Consider the following 21,211-nt stretch of genomic DNA (forward strand, 5'->3'; position numbering starts at 1 on the left):
CTCGCCAGGGTCGGAGGTCCGCGGCCACGGACCGCAGGTCAGGTCAGACGGGCTGCCACAGCTCCACCCGGTTGCCCTCGGGGTCGGTGACCCACCCGAAGCGACCGACACCCTCCATGTCCTGCGTCTCGTCGGCCACGTCCGCTCCGCGGGAGCGGAGCTGGGCGAGCATCGCGTCGAGGTCGCCGACGCGGAAGTTGAGCATGGTGCCCTGGGTGCGGGACCCGAAGTAGTCGGTGTCGGAGCCGAACGTCGCGAACACCGTCGGCCCGTCTCCCTGTCGCCACAGGCCGTGCTCGTCTGCGTCGAGGCCGAGGCAGTCGCGGTACCACGCGCTCAGGGACTCCGGGTCGTCGGCCCGCAGGAAGTAACCACCGATTCCGAGCACCCGTTCCATGCCGCCAGATTGCCAGATTGCGGGAGCGGCGGCAGGACGGGACTGGCACGATGCCGGGCGTGACGCGACGAACGACGGCCGGGCTGGTGATCGCCACGACGCTGGTCGCGGGTGGCTGCGCGGACGCGACCACCACCGGGGCGACGGCACCGGAGCCTGCCGAGGTCCGCAGCACCACCATCCAGGGCCACGAAGGCCGCTTCGTCGGTGCGGTCACGCACAGGCACGAGTACGCCGACCCCGGCATCACGATGACCCCACCGCCGGCCGCGGCGAGGGCAGACGTCTCGTGGACGGATGCCTTCGATGCGTGCTTCGCGGGCGCACTCCAGTGCGTCACCACCGACGACGCCGTGGTGAGCCTGGCGATGGTGACGGGACCCGGCAACGCCGTGGTCCACGGCCGGCAGATGTTCGAGGACGCCCTGACGTACGTCGTCACCTGGGAACCCGTCGACTGCTACCGGCCCGACCTCGCCGGGTCACGGTGCCGCCTGGTCGACCTGATCACCGCGGACGACGGGAACCTCCCGGCCGGGACCAACGTGTACACCTTCGAGATCCCCGAGTCATCGCCGCCGCCCAGCGACTGATCAGTGGCCCGTCGATCATCGACCGTCGTCGGACAGCTCGCGCCGCTCGTGCAGGGCGCTGCTGGGCCGCCGGCAGGAAGGCAGGCACGGCGCCTCGGCCCCCGGGTGCTTCTCGTTGAGGTGGAAGATCCATCGGTCCATCGCCGCCATGAAGCCGTTGTCGGCGCCGGGGCGGTAGGCCGACCAGCTGCGGTTGCCCTTGACGCGGCAGGTGGTGCAGCTGATCTTGTAGACGAACTGCTGGTCCGCACCGAGGTCGATCTTCACCCTCGCCAGAGGACCTGCCTCTGCTGCGGCCTTCTTCTCACGAGCAGATCGGCTCGCCGTCATGTCGCACTCCTGTTGGGTCGGCGTGTGGAGCCTACGTCGGCGGCTGCTGTCAGGATGACTCGGTGACCGGCTGCACGATCGCGGACCTCTTCGACCTGGCCGACCAGCTGCCGGAGGTCACCCGGGTCGACAACGGCCTACTGGCGCATCGCGGTCGGCAACCACACCTTCGGCTACCTCTGGGAGCCCACCCGCACCGTCGGTCTCAAGCAGACCCTGGCCGAGCAGCTCGCGCTGGTCGCCGAACGTCCCGAGACCTTCGAGGTCCAGTTCACCACGGGTGGGTTCGGCTGGGTCGTGGTCCGGCTGGAGGGGGTCGAGCGCGACGAGCTGGCCGAGCTCACCTTCGAGGCGTGGCGGCTCACGGCGCCGGCCGCGCTGGTCGATCGCCGCGGAGACCGGCTGCCCAGCTGACCCCCTTGCGTCCACCATCGGAAGTCACGATGCTGAGGACGGGGCCGGAACCTCGCAGGGCGACGGCCGAGGAGGAGACGCCATGATCCTCGTCGTGGGCGGGTCGGGAGACCTGGGAGGCCGCATCGTCAGACGGCTGCGGGACGGCGGGGCGGAGGTCCGGTGCCTGGTGCGTCCGGCCGTGAGCGACGCCACGCTGCGCGGGTGGGGGGTGGACGTCGTACGCGGGGACCTCACCGATCCCGCGAGCCTGCGCGCGGCGTGCGAGGGAGTGGAGACCGTCGTCGCGTCGGCGACGGCGGTCGCCCGGATGCTCGCCGGGGCCAGGCACCCCGACATCCACGAGGTCGACGAGGTGGGGATGGCGGCACTCGTCGACGCCGCAGCAGGCGCCGGCGTGGCGAGGTTCGTCTACGTCTCGTACGCCGGGGTCGACTCGGCGCTGGGCACGCCGCTCGAGCGCGCCAAGGTCTCGACCGAAGCGCGGCTCGCGCGGTCACCGATGCGCAGGGTCGTGGTGCGACCCGATGCGTTCCAGGAGGTCCACCTGGCGCCCCTCGGACGGTTCGACGTCCGCGCCGGCAAGGTGGCGGTGTTCGGGAAGGGCGACACCAGGCGTCGCTGGGTGGCGACCGAGGACGTCGCGGCGCTCGTCGTCGCCGTGACCGGTGAGGAGGACCCACCCGACGTGGTCACGTTCGGTGGCCCGGAGGCGTTGAGCCGCAACGAGGCCATCGCCCTGGCCGAGCAGGCGACCGGGAGGACCATGAAGGTCCAGCGGATGCCCCGTGCCGTGGCGAGCGTCGGCATGCGGCTGCTGCTGGGCCGCCCGAATCCCGCGCTGGCGACGGTCTTCGGCCTCGGGTTGATGATGGATCAGCACGAGGCCACCTGGGACGACACCCCGCTGCGCGAACGAGGCATCCCCCGCGCCCGGCCAGCGACTGGATCAGGGATCAGGCGGCTGCCGCGAGCTGACGCCTCGACGACGCTCAGGGTCGACCGGCGTGCGGTGCCGGAGCCGGATGGGTCAGCACCTGCCCGGTGCGCTCGCCGCCACCGTGTTGCCAGTCGAGCCGCTCCCAGTCCGTCGCCACGATGTGCAGCAGCCGACCGTCGGGACCGCCCAGCATGCACGCGAAGCAGCCACGATCGACCTCGACGGTCTCGAGCACCCGCCCGCCCTCGCTGACCCGACGGCAGTGCCGGTTGGGCACGTCGGCGTACCAGACGGCGCCGTCGGCATCGAGGCAGATGCCGTCCGGCGCAGCGTCGCCGCCCAGGTCCGCCCAGGTCCCGGCGGTCCGAGAGGGAGGCGTCGGCGGCGATGGTGAAGGCGGTGAGCCGGTGCGCGTGCGACTCCGCGACGATGAGGGTCGAGCCGTCGGGGGTGACGGCCATGCCGTTGGGGAACCACAGGTCGTCGGCGACGTCCCGGGTCTCGCCGTCGGGGGTGACGACCGCGAGCACGCCGGGACGCGGCTCCTCGCCGGGCATCGAGCCGGGCATGTTCACGAAGGCGCGGCCGAGGGGGTCGACGACGATCTCGTTCCACGGACGCCCGGTGCCGCCGTACGGCGCCAGGTCCGGGCCGACAAAGACACCGCGACGGGTCGTGTAGACCTCCCGGCCGTCGGGCAGCCAGTCGACCGAGAAGGGCAGTCCCTCGATCCGGCGGACGACGGCGGTGTGACCGTGCGAGTCGACGGTGAGGACCTCACCGGCCAGCCAGTCGCACACCCAGAGCAGTCCGTCGTGCCATCGAGGTGACTCGCCCATGGCGAGTCCGGTGGCGAGCACGTCAGTCTTCATGACCAGTCAGACCGGGCCCAGCGGGAGGACTCATCGTCACTCCGGGTCAGTCGCTCGCAGAGCCCGACGGGTGCGCGCGCAACCCCTCGGCGAGCTCGGCCAGCGCCCGGGAGAGGTCCACGGTCGGAGCCCAGCCCCACCCCCGCGCCCGTCCGGCCAGGATGCGGCCGGTCCACGCGGGGCGGTCGTCCCAGACCGGGTCGACCCCGACGGCGGCCGTGACGGTCTCGTAGTAGTCACGCACCGTGGCCGGGTCCGCGGCGACGTTGACGGCGGTGCACCCGCCCTCCACCGGCCCGGTCCCGGCGTCCGTCGAGGACTCGACGCGACCCGAGGCCACGTCGGCGGTGAGCGCGACGAGGTCGTCGACGTGGACCCACGCGAAGCTCTGCCCCGGGACGGCGTGCCGGGCCTGCTCCTGGTCGCGGATCATGGCCGGGCGGACGGCGTTCCAGATCGACGTCTCGCCCGGGCCGAGGATCGCCGGCGGACGCACGAGGACGCGGGTGAGCCCGTCGATCCCGGCCACGCGGCGTCGGTGTCGCGCTTGGTCACGGCGTAGGCGTCGGCGTCGTCGCCGACGAGCGGTGACGTCTCGTCCACGTCCCCGACTCCAGGCGAGCGGTCGTAGACCCCCGCGGTCGAGATGTGCACCAGCCGCTCGACATCGGCACCGCGCGCGGCCCGTGCCAGCACCGGCGTGCCCTCGACCGCGATCCGGTGCTGGGTCTCGAGGTCGGACCCCATCGGGTGCACCGTCGTCACCACGGCACTCGCGCCAGCGACGACCGCGGCCGCCAGCTCGGGGTCGTGGAAGTCGCCGACCCACTCCTCGACGCCGGTGAGCGCCGGGGCGCTGCCGGGGCGTCGTACGACGGCGCGCACGGTCGCGCCGCGCTCGACCAGCGCCGCGCAGGTGCGCGAGCCGACGAGGCCGTTGGCCCCGGTGACCACGACGAGGGCGGTGGGTGCAGTGCTCGACTCACTCATGCGGACACGATGGCACGCGCGACGAGGTATCCCTGCGGCTGGACCTCGTCGGGGTCCGCGGCCGGTCCGCCCAGAAGACGACCTCGAAGCGGGCCTCGGTGAAGCAGCGCTCCATCTCGTGGCGGGACAGCCAGTAGATGTCGAACCCGATGCCGAGATCCAGCGAGGCGCCTCCGCGGCGGAGCGAGTCGTCGCCCAGCTTGAAGGCCGTGGCCACGCCTCCGCCAGCACGTCGTGGGCGGCGCGCAGCTCCTCGGTCCTCGGATCCACGACGGCACCCTAGTGGTGCCCGCGGCTAGGCTTGGCGGGCAATGCGTGGGACCTCGGTCGAACGCCGGAGCAACGTGCCCGCGGAGCTGTCGAGCTTCGTGGGACGCAGGCATGAGCTCGCCTCGGTGCGGGCCGGGCTGGCCTCGCACCGGCTCGTGACGCTGCTCGGATCGGGCGGGATCGGCAAGACCAGGCTGGCGTTCCGGGTCGCGGCGGACCAGGAGCGCGGACTGGCCGACGGCGCCTGGGTCGCGGAGCTGGCTCCTGTGCAGGTGCCCGAGCTGGTCGCCGAGGCGGTGGTCGGGGCGCTGGGCATCCGGTCCACCGAGCGGGGCAGCCCCACCGAACGCCTCGTCGCGCACCTGCGCAGCCGCGAGCTGCTGCTGGTGCTCGACAACTGCGAGCACGTGCAGGAGGCCGCCGCGGCACTGGTGGCGGAGCTGCTGGCCCGGTGTCCCGGCGTCCGGATCCTGGTCACCAGCCGGCACGCGCTGGCCCTGCCCGAGGAGCTGGTGCTGCGGGTGCCGCCGTTGCCGATGCCCGTCCCGGGCCGCGCCGCCGGTTCGCCGGAGGCGTTGATGCACTACGACGCGGTCCGGCTCTTCGTCGACCGGGCCACCGCGAGCTGGCCGTCGTTCCAGGTCACCGAGGCCAACCAGGACGCGCTCGCCGAGCTGGTCCGGCGGCTCGACGGGATGCCGCTCGCGATCGAGCTGGCGTCGGTGCGCGTGCGGTCGCTGACCGTGCAGCAGCTGCTCAACCGGCTCGGCGACCGCTTCGCGGTGCTCACCCGGGGGAACCGCGCCGCGCTGCCCCGGCAGCAGACCCTCCGGGCGCTGCTCGACTGGAGCCACGACCTGCTCGAGCCCCGCGAGCGGCTCGCGTGGGCGCGGGCGTCGGTATTCCGGGGCGGGTTCGACCTCGCGGCCCTGGAGGCCGTCGCCTGCGACGACGACCTTCCCGCGGCCGCGCTCGCCGAGGTCGTCGACGGGCTGGTGTCCAAGTCGATTCTCGTCCGTGAGCCGGCCGAGGTCGGCGGGGCATCGCGCTTCCACATGCTGGAGTCGTTGCGCGAGTACGGCGACGCCCGGCTGGCCGAGGTCGGCGGTGTCGAGGTGCACGCCGAACGGCACCGCCGCTGGTACGCCGGGATGGCCGCAACCGCCGCCGCCGAGCTCTTCGGCCCGGCCCAGGTGGACTGGTTCGCCCGACTGCGCGCCGACCACGACAACCTGGCCGCCGCCCTCGGACGCCTTGCCCGCGCCCCGGCCGCCGACCCGGCCCACGACCCGGCCCACGACCCGGGCGCCGCCGTCGAGGGCCTGCGGATGGCCTCGACGCTGCAGCACCACTGGGTGATGGTGGGCCGCTTCGGGGAGGGCCGCGCCTGGGCGGAGCGGCTGTTGGCCCGGCTGCCGCCATCAACCGACGACGAGCCCCCCGAAAGCAGGGTTGCGCGGGCCGCCGGCGAGGAGGTCGCGGGCCGGCTGGCCGTCCTGCAGGGGGAGATCGACGTCGGTCGGCCGCTGCTGGAGCAGTCGCTCGCGGCGGCGACCGCAGCCGGGGACCCCACGTGGCGTGCGCACGCCCTGCACGGGCTCGCGCTGGCCTCGGCCTTCTGGGGTGAGCCCGCGGCGGCACTGCCACTGCTGGAGGAGGCGCTGGCGCTGCATGGGAAGGGCACGGACCCCTTCGGCGTCCCGCTCGCCCTGGTCCAGCTCGCCACGGTGCACGCCACCCTGGGCGACCCCGACCGGGCGATGGCGTACGCCGAGGAGTGCATCGGGCTCAGCGAGGCGGCGTCCGAGCGCTGGTGCGCCGCGATGGCGCGCTGGGTGCAGGCCCTGGTCCAGTGGCGGCTCGGCCGGGGTGCCCGGGCACGCACCTACGCCCGTGAGGTGCTGCGGCTCAAGGAGCCGTTCGGCGACCGGATGGGCATGGCGATGTCGGTCGAGGTGGTCGCGTGGGCGGAGTCCGAGGCGGGCCGCACGGTGGAGGCCGCCCGGCTCCTGGGTGCGGTGCAGGCCGCGCTCGACTCGATCGGGGCGAGCCTCTTCGGCCACCTGCACGACGACCACGACCGCTGCCTCGCACGGACCCGCGAGGCGCTCGGCGACGCCTTCGACCCGGCGTTCGAGGAGGGGACCTTGCTGCGCTTCGACGACGCGGTCGCGATCGCCGTGGGGCGGCGTACGCCGGCTCCGACGGCCGCATCCGGCGACGGCGTCCGGCTGACCCGGCGGGAGAGCGAGGTCGCCGCGCTGGTGGCCGAGGGCCTGACCGACCGCGAGATAGCCGAGCGGCTGGTGATGGCGCGGCGTACTGCCGAGGGCCACGTCGGCCACATCCTCGGCAAGCTCAGCCTCACCTCCCGGACCCAGCTGGCCGCGTGGGTGGCCGACCAACAACAGGATCAGCGACAGGAACTGCGGCCCGAAACCGGCTCGAGCCGCGACCGGACTAGACCGTCCCGGCCGGACCCCAGCCGTGCTTCCCCCGTTTGGGGCACGGGCCCGCGACAACTCCGGGGTGTTGAGCACAATGACGGGTGCGGGGGGCACGCTGCCTGGGGAGGGAGCCACGTGTCCGCGAAGTCCTTGCTTCGTCGCGCCCGCTGGACGGGGGAGGTCCTGGCGGCGGCCTTGGCCGTCGCGCTGGCCGTCGGCGGCACGAGTGCGTCGGCGACCACCGCACCGAACGTGCCGTGGTCGTCGTACCTCAACGGCTGGACCGACCAGTACGTGCCGACCAGCTCGAACGACTGCGTGGCCGGCCGCGACAACTGCCTCAAGGCGACGCTCAAGGAGCTCTCAAGGATCGCCGACGCCACCGCGAAGAGCTGTTCGCACGACGCGGTCTTCGCGCGCGCCTACGTGCGGATGACGCAGACGTACGGCTGGAGCCGGGACATCCCCGGCTACTACCAGGACGTGCCGTTCGCCAACCACCAGGACGCCGTCTTCGCCAAGCACTACACCGACGCCTACTACGCCTACACCTCGGGCGATCTCGCCTCGGTGCCGCAGGCGTGGCGCATCGCGTTCGACGCCTCACGCGACGAGCGGGTCAGCGCCACCGGGAGCCTCCTGCTCGGCATGAACGCCCACATCAACCGCGACCTGCCGTTCGTGCTGGCCTCGGTCGGGCTGGTCGCGCCGGACGGGTCCTCGCGCAAGCCTGACTACGACGCGGTCGAGAAGTGGCTCTACACCGCCACCGAGCCGCTGCTGGCCGAGGTCGCGGCTCGCTTCGACCCCAGCGCAGACGATGCGGAGGACCCCTTCGGGCTCAACAACCTCGTGCTGTTCCAGATCGTCTCCGGGTGGCGCGAGCAGGCCTGGCGCAACGCCGAGGCGCTGGTGTCGGCGCCGACCCCGCAGGCCCGTGCCCTCGTCGCCGCCAACATCGAGAACGACGCCGCCGCCGAGGCGCAGAACATCCTGGCCACGCAGTCCTACGTGCCGCCGCTGACGTCGTCCACTGCCCGGGACCAGTGGTGCGCCGCGCACCACGACGACGCGCCGCCGATGCCCTACGACTTCGGCACTGCCAAGCCCTACGGCTACTAGACGGGGCTGACCGGACACGATGCGGCACGCGATCCAACAGCTGACGGCGCCTCCGTGCACCGCCACCGCCCCGTCGCGCCCTGGTGAGCTGCTGGGGCGTCGCCACGAGCTCGCCGACCTGCGGCAGACGCTCGGGTCGGCCCGGCTGGTCACGCTCACCGGGCAGGGCGGGATCGGCAAGACGGCGCTGGCCCGAGCCGCCGCTGCCGACCACGAGCGGGTACGCCGGGAGGACACCTGGGCCGTCGACCTCGCCGACCTCGTCGATCCCGAGCTCCTCGGCCACTCGGTGGCCGGCGCCCTCGGGGTCCGGCTGGCCCACGGGTCGGCCGGTGCCGGCGACGTCGCCCACGCGGTCGCCGATCGTGCGGGCCTGCTGGTGCTCGACGGCTGCGAGGCGATGCTCGACGAGGCGGTCGAGCTGGTGGCGGTGCTCCTCGCCACGGCCCCTCGGCTGCGGGTGCTGGCCACCTCCCAGCGGCAGCTGGGCGTGACCGGCGAGGTCGTCGTACCGATCGGACCGCTGGCGGACGAGGACGCGCAGGCGCTCTTCGTCGCCCGCGCCAGCGCCGCGCTGCCGACGTTCCGGCTCACCGAGGACAACGCCGCCGCGGTGGCGGAGCTCTGCGCGGAGCTCGAGGGCGTGCCGCTCGCCGTCGAGCTGGCCGCGGCCCGGATCCTCGTGCTGACGCCCCGGGGCATCCTCGACCGGCTGGACAACAGCGTGGGCGACCGGCAACGGCTGCTCGCGAAGGGCGCCCGGGACGCGCCGCCCAGGCAACGCTCGCTGCGCGCCTCGCTGGAGGCGACCAGCCGGCTGTGCACCCCCGACGAGCGCCTGCTCTGGGCCCGGCTGTCGGTCTTCACCGGCGGGTTCCCGCTGGAGGCCGCCGAGGTGGTGTGCGCCGGAGACGGCCTCGACGCAGTGGACGTGCTGGACCTCGTCGACGGACTGCTGGAGAAGTCGGTGCTGACCCGGGACGACGACGGCGCGTCGTACGTGCGCTTCCGGATGCCGGAGTCGCTGCGCGCGTACGCCGCGGGGGAGCTCACGGGGGACCAGCAGCGGGACGGGCGGGACCGGCACCTGGCGTGGTACGCCGACCTGGTCCGCCGCGCGACAGCCGAGTCCTTCGGACCCGGGCAGGTCGGCTGGTTGCGAACCCTGCGGCGCGAGCACGGCAACCTGCGCGCGGCGCTCCGCCACGCCGTCGGCGAGCCCCGACGCGCGGCTCAGGCGCTGGAGATGGTGCCAGCGCTGGAGGCCTACTGGGCGGTGACCGCGCAGCTGGGCGAGGCGCGGCACTGGCTGGCGCGCGCGATGGAGGTCGTCGAGGCCGACCCGGGCACGCGGGCCCGCGGCCTGGCGACGGCGGCCTGGGCGGCGACCCTGCAGGGGGAGCCGGACGTCGGCCGGTCCCTGCTCGACGAGGCCGTCGCCCTGCTCGCCGGTGGTGCCGCCGCCGACGGCGCGGTCCGGGGCCGCGTGCTGCTCGCGGACGCCCTCGTGACCACCTGGGGTGGCTCGCCCGCCGAGGCTCTGGCGCCGCTGGAGCTCGCCGTGGCAGAGGCCCGCACCGCCGGCGACCGGCCACTGGAGTCCTCGGCGCTGGTGCTCCTGGGTGTCTGCCGCGGCCTCTCGGGCGACCCCGACGGCGCCGGCGCTGCTCTGCAGGCCTGCGTCGACCTCACCGGACCGGCCGGGGAGGTCCACGTCCGCTCCTACGCGTTGTCCGCCCTGGGCGTGCTGGCCCTGCTCCGCGGGGACCTGGATGCGGCCGCCACCCTCGAGCGGCAGGCGCTGGTGATGGCGACGGAGCTCGGCGACCGCTCCCTCACGGCCCTCGTCCTCGAGGCGCTGGCCCTGGTGGCAGCCGCCGAGCCCCACCGGGTGCACGCCGCGACGCTGCTCGGGGCCGCCGGCGCCGTGTGGCGGCAGCTGGGCGTGGACCCGGATGCCGTCCCGCACCTCTCGTCGTGCCGGCGCGACAGCGAGGAGCGCGCCGGGATCGACCGCGGGGACGCCGCCTTCCGTGCAGCGTTCCAGCGCGGAGCGGAGCTCACCGACGAGCGGGTGCTGGCCCTGGCGCTGGAGCGGACTCCGGTGGAAGAGGCACCGGAGGAGCAGGTCCTCCTGACCCGAAGGGAGCTCGAGGTGGCCGACCTCGTCGGGGCCGGCCTGTCCAACCGGGACATCGCCGAGCAACTCGTGATCTCCCAGCGCACCGTGGAGAGCCACGTGGATCACATCCTGCGCAAGCTCGGCTTCGGGTCGCGCACCCAGGTGGCGGCCTGGGTGGCCGAGCGGGAGGCGCGTCGCCGTTGAGCCCCCGCGCGGCAGCGCTCACACGGGAGTGCTGCTCACACGGCGGTGGTGCTGGTCGGGGGAGTGAGGGAGAGTCGGTCGGAGATCCCGCACAGGCGCATCAGGCGCCAGATGAACGGGCTGGCCCGGACGACCGAGACCGCCCGGCCCTGCGCCTCGTGGATCCGGCCGAAGCCCACCAGCGCCCTGATGCCGGTCGCGTCGCAGAACGAGAGCTCACCCAGGTCGACCAGGACCGTGGTCAGGTCCTGCCGCCAGGAGAAGTCCTCACGAGGCACCTCGTCGACGCTGCAGAGGTCGAGCTCCCCGGCCAGGTTGAGGAAGAGGCACGGGGACTCGATGACCAACGAGACCGACAGCAGGCTCGGACGCTGAAACGGATCGTGCATCTCGGTATCACTCCATGGGCTCCGCGTAGGGCTGATGAATCGATCCTGACGCGCCCGGCGGCCTCTGGCCTCCGCGGGACTACGGAGTCCACTACGTGACTCCCGGACGAGACCGGGGCATCGCCGGGGCCGATGCCGAGCATCACCGCTGGCTGGTTCCGGGTCGGCGGTGCGCGCGGCAGAGTCGGAGCAGACCAACACCTGACTGACGAGGGCGGCCGTGTTCGAGTACTTCCCCACCAACTACATCTGGAGCCTCGGCGTCGCGGCCACGCTCAACAGCGGCGGCGCGATCGACGAGGTGGACCGCGCCTGCCGGCCGATCCGTGAGGCCGCCGAGCGGGGAGACGCGGGGACCCGCGACCTGATGCTGGCCTGGAAGCGGGTCGCTGACCAGGTCGCCACGCAGGCGGCCGAGGCCGAGGAGGCCGGCCACCTGCGCACAGCCGGCCAGAAGTGGTTCCGGTCCGCGGCGTACGTCTGCCAGGCCGAGCGGATGCTGAGCTCGACCGATCCCGAGCGGATCCCGTTCTACCGGCAGGGGCTCGCCGCGCTGCAGAGGTCGTTCGACCTCGTCGACCCGGCCACGACCCGGGTCGCCGTGCCGTTCGAGGGCAGCGAGCTGCCTGCGTACTTCCTGAAGGCGCAACGGTCCGACGGCACGCCGGCGCCGACCGTGATCATGTGGAACGGCCTGGACTCCACCAAGGAGCACATGTACACCTCGGGCTGGCCGCAGGAGCTGGCCCAGCGCGGGATCTCGACGCTCATGGTCGACTGCCCCGGCAGCGGCGAGGCGCTGCGCTTCCTCGACCTGAAGTCCCGGGTCGAGACGGAGGACTGGGCGCGCGCGTGCGTGGACCACCTCGAGACCCGCGCCGACGTCGACCACGACCGGATCGGCCTGGTCGGCTGGTCGCTGGGCGGCTACTACGCACCGCGCGCCGCGGCGTACGAGAAGCGGATCAAGCTCGTCGTCGCCTGGGGCGCCAACCACAACTGGGGCGAGGTGCAGAGGGCCAGGCTCGAGCGCGAGGGCGAGAACCCGGTGCCGCACTACTGGGAGCACGTCCTGTGGGTGTGGGGCTACGACGACCTCGACACGTTCATCAAGGCCTCGGAGGACGTCCACCTCAACGGCGTCGTCGAGCAGATCACCTGCCCCTTCCTGATCACCCACGGCGAGAACGACCGCCAGATCAACGTGAAGTACGCCCACCAGTCCTACGACCAGGCCGTCAACAGCCCCAAGCGGACGCTGCGGGTCTTCACTCCCGAGGAGGGGGCCACCGAGCACGTCGGCCTCGACCACCTGCCGCACGTCGGTGCCTACACGGCCGACTGGATCGAGGACACGTTCGCCGAGATGGCCCCGGCCGGACAGTCCACCGCGTGAAGGTGAGCCTGGCCGGCAAGGTCGCCCTGATCACGGGAACGGCGGGTGGCCAGGGCGCCGTGGCCGCGCGGCTCTTCGCCGAGGCAGGCGCCACAGTCGTGGGCTGCGACGTCCGCGAGGCGCACGGCACCGCCCGGGTCGACCTCACCGACGAGGACGCCGTCCGGGCCTGGGTCGAGGACGCCGTCGCGGAGCACGGCAGGGTCGACGTGCTCTACGCCAACGCCGGCACCACGCGCTTCAACCCGGTCGAGGACGTGACCAGCGACGAGTGGCACTTCGTGCTCCGCCACGAGCTCGACGTGGTGTTCTTCCCGGTCAAGCACGCCTGGCCGCACCTGCGCGCCGCGGGCGGTGCGGTCGTCCTGGTCGGCTCCACCGCCGGGTTGACCGGGTCGGTGACCAACGCACGGGTGGCGCACACGGTCACCAAGGGTGGCGTCATCGCGCTCACGAAGCAGCTCGCGGCCGAAGGGGCCGCACACGGCATCCGGGTCAACTGCGTCAGCCCCGGCATGGTCGACACGCCGGCCACCCGTGGCGACCTGCTCGCCGAGGACCACCCGATGCGCCGCATCGCCGGAGCCATCCCGCTGGGACGAGTCGGCCTGCCGGAGGAAGTGGTGCGGTGTGCGCTCTTTCTGTCCAGCGACGCGGCGTCGTACGTCACCGGCGCCAACCTCGTCGTCGACGGGGGCTGGTCAGCGGTGCTCCCGGGCGCCCCCGTCCCACAGACCTGAGAGAAGGAAGACATGAACACGAGACACGGACAGATGGCCACCGACCGGCCCGCCCGCTACGCCAAGCAGCTCGCCGGACACTGGGCCCGCAAGGGCAGCGCGGGCGAGGAGGACGGCGCCACCGTCATCAGGTTCGACACCGGCCAGGTGGTGGTGCTCCGCCCCGAGCCCGACGTACTGCGCGTCGAGGCGTCGGTCCCCGACGACGGGGACGCCGACCGCTTCGCCGAGGTGGTCAAGGTCCACCTCGAGCGCTTCGGCACCCGCGAGGAGCTCGAGGTGGTCTGGGAGACCTCCTGACCGCCCTTGTAACGCGGTGTCCACGCAGCCAGGGCGGTGTCGCAGCACCGCCCCAGTGACGTGGACACCGCGTTACATGGGATGCGGGCAGGTCAGCCCAGGGTCGAGGCGCGGGCGACCAGCTCGGGGGTGAACGTGACCTGCTGGTGGGCGTGGCGGGGATTGTCGGCCTCGTCCATCACCAGGTCGGCGGCCATCCGCCCCAGCTCGTGGCGCGGCTGCCGCACCGAGGTGAGGGGTACGGCGGCGGCCGCGGCGAACTCGATGTCGTCGTAGCCGACGATCGCGAGGTCTCCGGGCACCTTGCGGCCACTGCTGATCGTCTGCTGGAGCAGCCCGAGCGCGATCAGGTCGTTGGCGCAGAACGCCGCCGTCGGCCGGCGGCGCGAGGGCAGGCCGGCCAGTCGCTCGCCGGCGCTGCGGCCCTCGGAGACGGAGAGCGCGGTGGTCGGTATCAGGATGAGTGCGTCCTCGGGGAGCCCGGCCTCGGCCCACGCCTCCCGGGCGCCCCGCCAGCGGTCGTCGACCTGGCCGATGGAGAGCGGGCCGCCGACGAAGGCGACCCGGGTGTGCCCGCGGTCGATCAGGTGCTCCACGGCGATCCGGCCCCCGAGGACGTCGTCGACCGCGACCGAGCAGAAGCTCTCGTCGTGTCGGATCCGGTCGACGATGACCAGCGGTGTGCCGTGCCGGGCGATGGTGTCGAGGCTGTCGGCCTCGGGATCGACCGGGGTGATCAGGATGCCCTGCACCCGCTGCTGCTGCAGGTGGCCGAGGTGGGTGTCCTCCCGGGAGGCCCGGTTGTCGCTGTTGCAGATGAACAGCGACAGGTCGGCCGCCTCGGCCGCGAGCTCGATGCCCTGGGCGACGTCGGTGAAGAACGGGTTGGTGGCGTCGAGCATCACGTAGGCCAACGTGCGGCTCTTGCCGGCACGCAGGGCGCGTGCGGACTCGTTGCGCACGAAGCCCAGGTCGTTCATCGCGCGCTCGACGCGTTCGCGCGTGGCCGCGCTCACCCGCTCGGGTCGGTTCAGGACGTTGGAGACCGTCCCGAGCGACACCCCCGCTGTGGCCGCGACGTCCTTGACCGACGCGCTGCGCGCGCCCGGAGGGCGACGCTCCCCGACGCTCATCGATTCTCCCTTGTTCGTTGATCGAATTGAAACGGTCAAAGTAGTCTCCGTCAACGACTTCGGCCGGGATGTCCGCCAGTTCTTGCCCGATCTCGGAGTCAATTTTGAGAAGAACCTTGACGGCTGTGATGGCGGTCACCTACCGTCATCGGCAACAGAATTGAAACCTTTCAAGAGGAGCTCCCGATGTCAGGACCGGCCAACGGAGGCGCGGCGCTCGAGCTGCGCGACGTCGCCAAGTCCTTCGGCTCCGTCGTGGCCCTGAAGTCCGGCAGCCTCGAGGTGCATCCCGGGTCGATCCACGCCCTCGTGGGTGAGAACGGTGCCGGGAAGTCGACGCTGGTCAAGATCGTCGCCGGCGTCCACCGCCGCGACGGTGGCGTCTTCCGCCTGCACGGCAAGGACGTCGACTTCGGCTCGACCGCGGAGTCCAAGCACGCCGGGGTCGCCGTGATCTACCAGGAGCCGACGCTCTTCCCCGACCTCTCGGTCACCGAGAACATCTTCATGGGCCGACAGCCCCTCGGCCGGATGCGTCGCATCGACCGGGCCGCGATGTACGCCGAGGCCGAGTCGCTGTTCACCCGCCTCGGCGTGAGCATCGACCCGCGCCGGCCGGCCCTCGGCCTCTCGATCGCCGACCAGCAGATCATCGAGATCGCCAAGGCGATCTCGCTCGACGCCAGCCTCCTGATCATGGACGAGCCCACCGCCGCGCTGAGTGGGGTCGAGGTGGAGCGCCTGTTCGCGGTGGCGCGCAGCCTGCGCGACGAGGGTCGCGCACTGGTCTTCATCTCCCACCGCTTCGACGAGGTCTTCGCTCTCTGCGACACCGTCACGGTGATGCGCGACGGCGCCTACATCTCCACCGACAAGATCGCCGAGACCACGGTCCCCGAGATCGTCTCCCGGATGGTCGGCCGCGAGGTGGCCGAGCTGTTCCCGAAGACGCCTGCCACGATCGGCGAGGTGGTCCTCGAGGTCGAGGGGCTCCGGCGGGCCGGTGTCTTCCACGACGTCAGCTTCACGGTCCGCGCCGGTGAGATCGTCGGCCTGGCCGGGCTCGTGGGCGCCGGGCGGAGCGAGATCGCCCGCGCCGTCTTCGGCGTGGACCGCTACGACGCCGGCCGCGTCCGCCTCGGCGGCAAGCAGGTGGCGGCCCACAACCCCCGCGCCGCGATCCGCGCCGGCATGGCGTTCGTCCCCGAGGACCGTCGCAGGCAGGGCCTGGTCACCGAGGGCTCGGTGGCCCGCAACGTCGCCGGCGTCATCCGCCGCGGCCTGAGCCACGCCGGCCTGCTCACCAGCGCCGCGGAGAACCGCGCCGCCGGACCGTGGGCCGGGCGGCTCGAGGTCAAGACCAACGCCCTGGACGCCAAGGCCGCCACCATGAGCGGCGGCAACCAGCAGAAGGTCGTGATCGCCAAGTGGCTCGCGACCCAGCCCCGGCTGCTGATCATCGACGAGCCCACCCGCGGCATCGACGTCGGCACCAAGGCCGAGGTCCACCGCCTGCTCTCCGAGCTGGCCGGCCAGGGCATGGCCATCGTGATGATCTCCTCCGAGCTCCCCGAGGTGCTCGGCATGGCCGACCGCGTCCTGGTCGTCTGCGAGGGCCGGATCACCGCCGACCTCGACCGCGCCGACGCCACCCCGGAGGCCGTGATGCACGCCGCCACCCACGCCGGGGGCCAGGCCAGCCACGGCGACGAGGCCCCTGACGACCACGACGACCACCACGACCACGACGGGGCCACCACCACGGAGGTGACGGCATGACCGACCTGATGCTGCGGCCCAGCCGCGTCTCCCCGGTGCAGCGGGCCGCGGGCACCGTGCTCCGCTCCCGTGAGGTCGCCGTGGCGGCGGTCCTCGTGGCCGTCATCCTGGTGACGACGCTGAAGAGCAGCTCCTTCCTCTTCAGCTCCGACGGGTGGCGCGACCTGCTGCTCACCCCGTGCATCCTGGTGCCGCTCGCCATCGGTCAGACGGTCGTCATCGTGACGCGCAACGTCGACCTCTCGGTGGGCTCGGTGCTCGGCCTCACGGCGTACCTCACCGGGCGACTCTTCCTCGACCACCCGGGCCTGCCGATCGTGGCGGTCTTCGTGATCGGCATGCTGGCCGGCGCGGTGCTGGGCGCGGTCAACGGGGTGCTGGTGGCCTTCGGCAAGGTGCCGGCCCTGGTGATCACCCTGGGCACGCTCTACATCTACCGGGGCATCTTCCTGACCTGGGCCGGCAGCAACCGGATCAACGCCTCCGACATGCCCGAGGGCTTCCTCAACCTGGGCACCGCCTCGATCCTCACGATCCCGGTGCTCATCATCATCGCCCTGGTCGTCCTCGCGGTCGTCGGCTACGTGCTCTGGACCGCCCGCGGCGGTCGCGAGCTCTACGCGATCGGCTCCGACCCCGACGCGGCCAAGCTCTACGGCCTCCCGGTCACCCGCCGCGTCCTCACCGCGTTCGTCGTCTCGGGTGCGCTCGCCGGTCTCGCCGGCGTCGTCTACACGGCGCGCTACGGAACGGTCAGCTCCGGTGCCGGCTACGGCATCGAGCTCCAGGCCGTGGGCGCCGCCGTCATCGGTGGCGTGGCCATCTTCGGGGGCAGCGGCACCGTGTGGGGCGCGGCCATCGGCGCGTTCCTGCTCGTCACCATCAACCGGGCGCTCCCGATCGTCGGCATCCAGGACTTCTGGCAGCAGGCCGTGGTCGGTGCCCTGATCATCTGCGCCGTCGTGCTCGACCGGGTGCTCTCGGTCCGCCAGGCACGCCGACTCGTCGAAGCGAGGGAACTCTCGTGACCAGCTCCGTCCTGACCCGTCCCGACACCCCCGCGACCCGCACCTACGCGTCGTACTCCCGGCCGCTGTGGCAGCGCGTGATGCTGACCCGCGAGATGGCCGTGATCGCGCTGCTGGTGGGCGTCCTGGTGTGGTCCAACCTCAACGTGCCGAACTTCGACGGCCCGCTGACCCTCTACTTCCTCTTCCTCGACATCACGCCGATCCTCCTGATCGCGCTGCCGATGACGCTGGTCATCATCACCGGCGAGATCGACCTCTCGGTCGCCAGCGTGGTGGGCCTGAGCAGCGTGCTCGTGGGGATGCTGCACCACGACGCGGGGCTCTCGATCCCCGCGGCGGCGGTGGTCGCGCTGGTGGTGGGCGCGGTGTGCGGCGCGTTCAACGGCTTCCTCGTCTCCTACGTCGGGCTGCCGTCCCTGGCCGTCACGATCGGCACCCTGGCGCTCTACCGCGGCATCGCGGTGGGACTGCTCGGCACCACCGCGGTGACCGACTTCCCGGAGAAGTGGACGACCCTCGCACAGGACCGGATCGGCACCTCCAGCTACCCGGTCGTGCTCATCCCGATCGCGGTCCTCGCGATCCTCTTCGCCCTGCTCCTGCACTTCTCGCCCTTCGGCCGCGGGGTTCGAGATCGGCCTGAACGACGAGGCCGCGCACTTCACCGGCGTGAACGTCGAGCGCACCAAGTTCTGGCTGTTCGTGATGACCGGCACCGTCTCGGCGCTGGCCGGCGTCTACTACACGCTGCGCTACGGCAGCGCCCGCGGCGACAACGCGACCGGGATGGAGCTGCAGGTCATCGCGGCCGTGCTCCTCGGCGGCGTCTCGATCTTCGGCGGCCGCGGAGCCCTGCACGGCGTCATCGCCGGCGTGGTGCTCATCGGCGCCCTCTCCAGCGCGATGCGCCTGGAGAGCCTGACGGTCAACGTCATCAACATCGTCATCGGAGCGCTGCTCGTGCTCTCGGTGATGTCCACCAGCCTCCTCGCCTGGCTCTCGGCTCTGACCTCAGGCAGGACCAACGGGGCGCTCCGCCTCGGCAGGCGCCGGCAAGCGGCGATGCACCACAGAAAGGGAGATCAATGAAGTTCCAGAATCGGCTCTCCGCCCTGGCCGCAGTGGCGCTGGTGGCCAGCCTGGGTCTGACCGCTTGCGGTGGGAACAGCGACGGCGCATCAGGGAGCAGCGGTGGTGGCAAGACCACCGTGACCTTCCTGCCGAAGAACCTCGGCAACCCGTACTTCGACACCAGCGACGCCGGTGGCAAGGCGGCCGTCGACGAGTTCGGCGGCACGTACGCCGAGGTCGGTCCCGACACCGCGACCCCCGACGCCCAGGTGCCGTTCATCAACACCGCGGCCCAGCAGGGCGTCGACGCCCTGGTGATCTCGGCCGACGACCCGAAGGCCATCTGCAACGCCATCGGGACCGCGCAGAGCGCCGGCACCAAGATCGTCACCTTCGACTCCGACACGTCCCCCGACTGCCGGGACCTGTTCATCAACCAGGCCACCGCGGAGGGCATCGCCAAGGTCCAGGTCGACGAGATCGCCAAGCAGATCGGCGACTCCGGTGAGATCGCGATCCTCTCGGCGGCCGCCAACGCGACCAACCAGAACGCCTGGATCGAGCTGATGAAGAAGGACCTGGCCGCCGACCACCCGAACATCAAGCTGGTCGACACCGTCTACGGCAACGACGACGACCAGACGTCGTTCGACAAGACCGCGGCGCTCCTGCAGGCCCACCCGGACCTGAAGGGCATCATCTCGCCGACCACCGTCGGCATCGCGGCGGCCGCCCGCTACCTGTCCACCTCGGAGTACAAGGGCAAGGTCGCGCTGACCGGCCTGGGCACGCCCAACCAGATGCGCGAGTACGTCAAGGACGGCACCGTCACCTCGTTCGCCCTGTGGAACCCCGAGGACCTCGGCTACCTCGCGGCGTACGCCGCCAAGGCGCTCGTGGACGGCACCATCACCGGCAAGGAGGGTGACAAGTTCGACGCGGGCAAGCTCGGCTCCTTCACCGTCGGCGCCGACGCGACCGTCCTGCTGGGTGACCCGTACGTCTTCGACAAGAGCAACATCGACAAGTTCAAGTTCTGATCGCCCCGCCCGGCCGGCGGGATCCCCGCCCGCCGGCCGGGCGGCCACCACCCCGTACCCCATCTCCCCGACCCAAGGAGTCCGTCGTGCGCGTCTGCTTCCAGCTCCAGGTCCGCCCGGACCGGCTCGAGGAGTACCGCGCCCGGCACGCCGCGGTCTGGCCGGAGATGCTCGGGGCGCTGGCCGACAACGGCTGGCACAACTACTCGCTCTTCCTCCGCCCCGACGGGATGCTCATCGGCTACGTCGAGACCCCGTCGCTGGAGGACGCGCTCGCGGGCATGGCCCGCACCGAGGTCAACGCCCGTTGGCAGGCCGAGATGTCGGAGTTCTTCGAGGACCTCGAAGGCGCCGCCCCGGACCGGGGGTTCCTCGTGCTGGAGGAGGTCTTCCACCTCGAGGACCAGCTGGCAGCCCGATCCACGAACACCGAGAAGTGATGTGAGATGACGACGTTCAGCCAGATCAGCCACCTGCTGGAGGGCCAGGCCATCGAGGTCCCCTCGTGGGCATACGGCAACTCGGGCACCCGGTTCAAGGTCTTCGGCTCTCCGGGCACCCCCCGCACCGTGGAGGAGAAGATCGCCGACGCCGCGGCCGTGAACCGCTTCACCGGCCTCGCCCCGCTGGTCTCCCTGCACATCCCGTGGGACCTCGTGGACGACTTCGCCGCGCTGCGCCGCTACGCCGAGGACCTCGGCGTCGGGCTCGGCACGATCAACTCCAACACCTTCCAGGACGACGACTACAAGCTCGGCGCCCTCACCCACACCGACGCCAAGATCCGCCGGAAGGCGATCGACCACCACTTCGAGTGCCTCGACGTGATGGACGCGACCGGGTCGCGGGACCTGAAGATCTGGCTGGCGGAGGGCACCAACTACCCCGGCCAGGGCGACATGCGCGGCCGCCAGGACCGGCTCGCCGAGTCGCTGGCCGCGATCTACGACCGGGTCGGCGAGGACCAGCGCCTGGTGCTGGAGTACAAGTTCTTCGAGCCGGCGTTCTACCACACCGACGTCCCGGACTGGGGCACGTCGTACGCCCAGGTGGCGGCCCTCGGCGACCGGGCGTTCGTCTGCCTCGACACCGGCCAGCCACCACGCGCCCGGCACCAACATCGAGTTCATCGTGGCCCAGCTGCTGCGGCTCGGGAAGCTCGGCTCCTTCGACTTCAACAGCCGCTTCTACGCCGACGACGACCTGATCGTGGGCGCGGCCGACCCGTTCCAGCTGTTCCGGATCCTCGTCGAGGTGGTCCGCGGCGGCGGCTACGGCCCCGCCACCCCCGAGGGGCGCAGCGACGTCGCCTTCATGCTCGACCAGTGCCACAACATCGAGCGGAAGATCCCGGGCCAGATCCGCTCGGTGCTCTACGTCCAGGAGATGACCGCGCGGGCCCTGCTCGTCGACACCGACACGCTGCGCGCGGCGCAGGAGGACGGCGACGTCCTGCTGGCCAACGAGATCTTCATGGACGCCTTCTACACCGACGTACGAGCCGACCTCGCGCAGTGGCGCGAGGAGCGTGGCCTGCCGGCGAACCCGATGCGGGCCTACCTCGAGAGCGGCTACCAGGAACGAATCGAGGCGGACCGCGTGGGCGGGACGCAGGCAGGATGGAACTGACC

Annotated in this window: 21 protein-coding genes and 3 pseudogenes; 15 read left to right on the forward strand and 9 right to left on the reverse strand. The window is 72.1% G+C overall.

The genetic code is table 11. The annotated features are described in order from the left end of the window. Nucleotides 1-43: 43 nt before the first annotated feature. Nucleotides 44-397 (reverse strand): VOC family protein, encoded by a 354-nt coding sequence (locus H0S67_RS01740; RefSeq protein ID WP_180935194.1) that lies wholly within the window; start codon nt 395-397, stop codon nt 44-46. A 59-nt stretch (nt 398-456) separates the two neighbouring features. Between H0S67_RS01740 and H0S67_RS01745 the strand changes: the two genes are divergently transcribed. Then, entirely contained in the window at nt 457-990 is a 534-nt protein-coding gene (locus H0S67_RS01745; RefSeq protein ID WP_180935195.1) for a hypothetical protein, read from the forward strand. Between the two features lie 15 nt (nt 991-1,005). Here the strand turns inward: H0S67_RS01745 and H0S67_RS01750 are convergent, their stop codons facing one another. Then, nucleotides 1,006-1,320, reverse strand: coding sequence for a hypothetical protein (locus H0S67_RS01750; RefSeq protein WP_246355045.1), 315 nt, complete (start codon nt 1,318-1,320; stop codon nt 1,006-1,008). 147 nt (nt 1,321-1,467) lie between these two features. Here H0S67_RS01750 and H0S67_RS01755 point away from each other — a divergent pair, with 147 nt between their 5' ends. Next, nucleotides 1,468-1,734 carry an MmcQ/YjbR family DNA-binding protein gene (locus H0S67_RS01755; protein WP_180936682.1) on the forward strand — a complete coding sequence of 89 codons (267 nt, stop codon included), beginning with the start codon at nt 1,468-1,470 and terminating at the stop codon, nt 1,732-1,734. A gap of 82 nt (nt 1,735-1,816) precedes the next feature. Then, nucleotides 1,817-2,926 (forward strand): SDR family oxidoreductase, encoded by a 1,110-nt coding sequence (locus tag H0S67_RS23030; protein ID WP_219635436.1) that lies wholly within the window; start codon nt 1,817-1,819, stop codon nt 2,924-2,926. On the opposite strand, the pseudogene H0S67_RS27740 reads toward H0S67_RS23030, so the two are convergent. The 5 genes and pseudogenes from H0S67_RS27740 to H0S67_RS01770 all read right to left on the reverse strand — a co-directional run. Continuing rightward, nucleotides 2,886-3,017: pseudogene (locus tag H0S67_RS27740) on the reverse strand (SMP-30/gluconolactonase/LRE family protein); the annotation flags it as partial. The gene H0S67_RS23030 and the pseudogene H0S67_RS27740 overlap by 41 nt on opposite strands. A gap of 70 nt (nt 3,018-3,087) precedes the next feature. After that, nucleotides 3,088-3,546: pseudogene (locus tag H0S67_RS27745) on the reverse strand (SMP-30/gluconolactonase/LRE family protein); the annotation flags it as partial. A 46-nt stretch (nt 3,547-3,592) separates the two neighbouring features. Next, a complete protein-coding gene (locus H0S67_RS23035) occupies nt 3,593-3,979 on the reverse strand; it encodes an NAD-dependent epimerase/dehydratase family protein (protein ID WP_219635437.1) in 387 nt (128 codons plus the stop codon). After that, the gene (locus H0S67_RS23040) at nt 3,976-4,536 is read right to left on the reverse strand and encodes an NAD-dependent epimerase/dehydratase family protein (protein ID WP_219635438.1); all 561 of its coding nucleotides are present in this window, start codon (nt 4,534-4,536) and stop codon (nt 3,976-3,978) included. The genes H0S67_RS23035 and H0S67_RS23040 overlap by 4 nt, the downstream gene beginning before the upstream one ends. Next, nucleotides 4,529-4,753 carry a hypothetical protein gene (locus tag H0S67_RS01770; RefSeq protein ID WP_180935196.1) on the reverse strand — a complete coding sequence of 75 codons (225 nt, stop codon included), beginning with the start codon at nt 4,751-4,753 and terminating at the stop codon, nt 4,529-4,531. The genes H0S67_RS23040 and H0S67_RS01770 overlap by 8 nt, the downstream gene beginning before the upstream one ends. Nucleotides 4,754-4,847: 94 nt before the next feature. Here H0S67_RS01770 and H0S67_RS01775 point away from each other — a divergent pair, with 94 nt between their 5' ends. Continuing rightward, nucleotides 4,848-8,375: a DUF5995 family protein gene (locus tag H0S67_RS01775; protein ID WP_180935197.1), complete on the forward strand. Its 3,528-nt coding sequence runs from the start codon at nt 4,848-4,850 to the stop codon at nt 8,373-8,375. A 19-nt stretch (nt 8,376-8,394) separates the two neighbouring features. Beyond that, complete coding sequence (locus tag H0S67_RS01780) at nt 8,395-10,701, forward strand: ATP-binding protein (RefSeq protein ID WP_180935198.1); 2,307 nt, start codon at nt 8,395-8,397, stop codon at nt 10,699-10,701. Nucleotides 10,702-10,736: 35 nt separating this feature from the next. Here the strand turns inward: H0S67_RS01780 and H0S67_RS01785 are convergent, their stop codons facing one another. Continuing rightward, nucleotides 10,737-11,090, reverse strand: a complete 354-nt coding sequence (locus H0S67_RS01785; RefSeq protein WP_180935199.1) for an STAS domain-containing protein — start codon at nt 11,088-11,090, stop codon at nt 10,737-10,739. Nucleotides 11,091-11,310: 220 nt separating this feature from the next. On the opposite strand from H0S67_RS01785, the gene H0S67_RS01790 reads away from it, so the two are divergent. Genes H0S67_RS01790 through H0S67_RS01800 form a run of 3 tightly spaced genes read left to right on the forward strand, consistent with a single transcriptional unit; the run spans nt 11,311 to nt 13,526 of the window. After that, entirely contained in the window at nt 11,311-12,486 is a 1,176-nt protein-coding gene (locus H0S67_RS01790; RefSeq protein ID WP_180935200.1) for an alpha/beta hydrolase family protein, read from the forward strand. Then, on the forward strand, nt 12,483-13,226 hold the full coding sequence (locus tag H0S67_RS01795; protein ID WP_180935201.1) for an SDR family NAD(P)-dependent oxidoreductase: 744 nt from the start codon (nt 12,483-12,485) through the stop codon (nt 13,224-13,226). The genes H0S67_RS01790 and H0S67_RS01795 overlap by 4 nt, the downstream gene beginning before the upstream one ends. A gap of 12 nt (nt 13,227-13,238) precedes the next feature. Further along, nucleotides 13,239-13,526 (forward strand): DUF2218 domain-containing protein, encoded by a 288-nt coding sequence (locus H0S67_RS01800; RefSeq protein WP_180935202.1) that lies wholly within the window; start codon nt 13,239-13,241, stop codon nt 13,524-13,526. Between the two features lie 92 nt (nt 13,527-13,618). Here the strand turns inward: H0S67_RS01800 and H0S67_RS01805 are convergent, their stop codons facing one another. Then, a complete protein-coding gene (locus tag H0S67_RS01805; RefSeq protein ID WP_180935203.1) occupies nt 13,619-14,659 on the reverse strand; it encodes a LacI family DNA-binding transcriptional regulator in 1,041 nt (346 codons plus the stop codon). A 186-nt stretch (nt 14,660-14,845) separates the two neighbouring features. On the opposite strand from H0S67_RS01805, the gene H0S67_RS01810 reads away from it, so the two are divergent. The 7 genes and pseudogenes from H0S67_RS01810 to H0S67_RS24200 all read left to right on the forward strand — a co-directional run bounded on the left by H0S67_RS01810 (nt 14,846) and on the right by H0S67_RS24200 (nt 21,209). After that, nucleotides 14,846-16,438, forward strand: coding sequence for a sugar ABC transporter ATP-binding protein (locus H0S67_RS01810; RefSeq protein WP_180935204.1), 1,593 nt, complete (start codon nt 14,846-14,848; stop codon nt 16,436-16,438). Continuing rightward, nucleotides 16,435-17,466 (forward strand): ABC transporter permease, encoded by a 1,032-nt coding sequence (locus H0S67_RS01815; RefSeq protein WP_180935205.1) that lies wholly within the window; start codon nt 16,435-16,437, stop codon nt 17,464-17,466. The genes H0S67_RS01810 and H0S67_RS01815 overlap by 4 nt, the downstream gene beginning before the upstream one ends. A 224-nt stretch (nt 17,467-17,690) precedes the next feature. Next, nucleotides 17,691-18,041, forward strand: a pseudogene (locus tag H0S67_RS26360) (ABC transporter permease); the annotation flags it as partial. Between the two features lie 97 nt (nt 18,042-18,138). Next, nucleotides 18,139-18,558: an ABC transporter permease gene (locus H0S67_RS26365; RefSeq protein ID WP_281369019.1), complete on the forward strand. Its 420-nt coding sequence runs from the start codon at nt 18,139-18,141 to the stop codon at nt 18,556-18,558. Then, entirely contained in the window at nt 18,555-19,580 is a 1,026-nt protein-coding gene (rhaS, locus tag H0S67_RS01825) for a rhamnose ABC transporter substrate-binding protein (protein ID WP_180935206.1), read from the forward strand. Before H0S67_RS26365 ends, rhaS begins: the two co-directional genes overlap by 4 nt. 86 nt (nt 19,581-19,666) lie before the next feature. After that, on the forward strand, nt 19,667-20,020 hold the full coding sequence (locus H0S67_RS01830; protein WP_246355046.1) for an L-rhamnose mutarotase: 354 nt from the start codon (nt 19,667-19,669) through the stop codon (nt 20,018-20,020). A 691-nt stretch (nt 20,021-20,711) separates the two neighbouring features. Beyond that, nucleotides 20,712-21,209, forward strand: a complete 498-nt coding sequence (locus tag H0S67_RS24200) for a hypothetical protein (RefSeq protein WP_246355047.1) — start codon at nt 20,712-20,714, stop codon at nt 21,207-21,209. Nucleotides 21,210-21,211: the final 2 nt, after the last annotated feature.

The sequence above is a fragment of the Nocardioides ungokensis genome (genome assembly GCF_013466985.1).
Taxonomy (GTDB): domain Bacteria; phylum Actinomycetota; class Actinomycetes; order Propionibacteriales; family Nocardioidaceae; genus Nocardioides; species Nocardioides ungokensis.

Coding starts and splice junctions, on each gene's coding strand:
- H0S67_RS01785 (WP_180935199.1), bottom strand. CDS start 11,090: ATGCACGATCCGTTTCAGCGTCCGAGCCTGCTGTCGGTCTCGTTGGTC.
- H0S67_RS01810 (WP_180935204.1), top strand. CDS start 14,846: ATGTCAGGACCGGCCAACGGAGGCGCGGCGCTCGAGCTGCGCGACGTC.
- H0S67_RS01750 (WP_246355045.1), bottom strand. CDS start 1,320: ATGACGGCGAGCCGATCTGCTCGTGAGAAGAAGGCCGCAGCAGAGGCA.
- H0S67_RS23030 (WP_219635436.1), top strand. CDS start 1,817: ATGATCCTCGTCGTGGGCGGGTCGGGAGACCTGGGAGGCCGCATCGTC.
- H0S67_RS23035 (WP_219635437.1), bottom strand. CDS start 3,979: ATGATCCGCGACCAGGAGCAGGCCCGGCACGCCGTCCCGGGGCAGAGC.
- H0S67_RS01815 (WP_180935205.1), top strand. CDS start 16,435: ATGACCGACCTGATGCTGCGGCCCAGCCGCGTCTCCCCGGTGCAGCGG.
- H0S67_RS01800 (WP_180935202.1), top strand. CDS start 13,239: ATGAACACGAGACACGGACAGATGGCCACCGACCGGCCCGCCCGCTAC.
- H0S67_RS23040 (WP_219635438.1), bottom strand. CDS start 4,536: ATGAGTGAGTCGAGCACTGCACCCACCGCCCTCGTCGTGGTCACCGGG.
- H0S67_RS01775 (WP_180935197.1), top strand. CDS start 4,848: ATGCGTGGGACCTCGGTCGAACGCCGGAGCAACGTGCCCGCGGAGCTG.
- H0S67_RS01780 (WP_180935198.1), top strand. CDS start 8,395: ATGCGGCACGCGATCCAACAGCTGACGGCGCCTCCGTGCACCGCCACC.
- rhaS (WP_180935206.1), top strand. CDS start 18,555: ATGAAGTTCCAGAATCGGCTCTCCGCCCTGGCCGCAGTGGCGCTGGTG.
- H0S67_RS01805 (WP_180935203.1), bottom strand. CDS start 14,659: ATGAGCGTCGGGGAGCGTCGCCCTCCGGGCGCGCGCAGCGCGTCGGTC.
- H0S67_RS01740 (WP_180935194.1), bottom strand. CDS start 397: ATGGAACGGGTGCTCGGAATCGGTGGTTACTTCCTGCGGGCCGACGAC.